This window comes from Nakamurella sp. UYEF19 (assembly GCF_040546275.1).
In the GTDB taxonomy this organism is placed as follows: Bacteria; Actinomycetota; Actinomycetes; order Mycobacteriales; family Nakamurellaceae; genus Nakamurella.
The window spans coordinates 1-1,808 of the sequence record NZ_JBEPNO010000065.1 but is presented as its reverse complement, the minus strand read 5'-3'; the positions used below and the strand labels follow the sequence as shown (position 1 = coordinate 1,808).

The 1,808-nt window shown below is 66.8% G+C and carries 1 protein-coding gene; it reads right to left on the bottom strand.

The genetic code is table 11. From position 1 onward, the window contains the following. Positions 1–188: 188 nt before the first annotated feature. Entirely contained in the window at positions 189–1,742 is a 1,554-nt protein-coding gene (locus ABIB25_RS29115) for an IS1182 family transposase (RefSeq protein ID WP_354532004.1), read from the bottom strand. Positions 1,743–1,808: the final 66 nt, after the last annotated feature.

Genomic DNA, 1,808 nt, shown 5'->3' with positions numbered 1-1,808 from the left:
CCTAGGAGACTCCTGAACAACCCGGGTTTGGGGGTGACGTCGCCGGCGGCGTGTCGGGCTCGGACTGTGAGCAGGCCGGTGTGCGGTGGTGGCGCCGATTGCGTAGTCGGATTGCCGAATCCGGAGGTGGGGGTCATGGTGGGCAGCAGGACCGTCCATGAGGTCCTATTCGGACCCGTTTTGGGCTCTCAGGCGGTGGCCAGGGCCCAGTTTCCGTTGGTGCGGGTCAGTCCAAGGGCCAGGAGCCGCCGTAGGTTCAGCCCGGCCACGCGTAGGTGCAGCCAGTGGTCGTTTTTGCCGGTGCCGCGGTAACGGACTTTCCGGTTGCCGCGGACCAGCCACGCGATGGACCGTTCGACCATCGGCCGGTGCCGCCGGTAAACCGTTTGGAACTCGGGTGTTTCGGCCTGCCGACGGGCCGCGCGGAGCAGCTTCTCCTGCGGGTGCAGGCCCAGCTTCCGCCCACGCGGACTGGTGGTGCACTGCGCCCGCAGCGGGCACCCGTCGCAGGCCCGACCAAAATTGACCGTCCGGGTAGCCGACACCGGCCGGCTGATCCCATTCGGGCAGGTCACCGCAGTTTCGTCCGGGTTGATGGTGAAGTCGTCCAGGGTGAAACCGCCCGGCACCGCCGGGCGCAACGGGATCGGTTTGATGACCGCCTCATGCCCGGCGGCGGCCAGGTCGGCCCTGGCCTGCCCGGATCCGTACGCCGAATCGGCCAACGCCTGCACCGCAGACTCTTCGCCCTCCAGTAGAGCGGGTCCGACCTGCGCGTCGCTGCTGCGTGCCCCGGATGCTTTGGTCAGTTCACAATCGGTGATGATCCCAGTGTCCGGTTCGATCGCGATGTGCGCTTTGAACCCGTCCTGCCGGCGGTGCACCGTTTTGTGGGCGTGCCGGGCATCGGGATCTACCACCGAGATCACCCGGTCCGGGGCAACCTTCCGGGCGATCTGCCACCGCCCGTCGGTGCCGTCGCTGCCTTCGACCGGTTCAACGTCCTGACCGGCGATCAACGCCAACAACGCAACCGCCTCAGCACCTTTCGGGCCCAACTCCTGATCCGGGAGATACCCCAACAGCCGGTGCGCATCGCCGACCAGATCATCGATCAACCGGGCCCGCGCATCGGCGTCGTTCCAGGCGATCGCCGGTTTCCCCGGGTCGTCGTAGTCATGGGCGAGGCAGTGCTGCGCGATGACCTCCCCGGCGCCGGGGACGTCACGACGGACCCGGCGGATCGCGGCGATCAGCTGGATCACGGTGTCCTGGGTCGCCACCGCATCATCCAAAATCGTCGAATCAAGAGCCCGCCGAGTCTTGCCCTTCAAAGCCCCCGTTTCGGCGACCACCGCCTTCACCGCCTCGAAGATCCGGTTCGGGGACGTCGAGGCGGCAAGTCGGCGCCGCCAGTACGTCAACGTCGTCGGATGAAACGCAGCCGCGGTCACCGCCAGGCCGCACGCCGCCTTCCACCGCAGGTCAAACGTCACCGCATCGACGGTCTCACTGTCGGAAAAACCATGCAGCGCCTGCAACGTCAGTACCGCGGCCATCACATCCACCGGCACCGACGGCCGCCCAGACCCGGACGGGAACAGGTCCGCGAACATCGCATCCGGGAACAACTCCCGACGATGCTCGGCCAGAAACGCGAAGACGCTGCCCGGCTTCAACAAATGCCCGGCCACCGACTCCACATCCAACAGATCCCGCTGATCACCCGCTCGACCCTGCATCCACCCATCGTCCCAAACCCGCGAATCAGGTGGGCGGACCGACACAGTTATTCAGGAGTCTCCTAG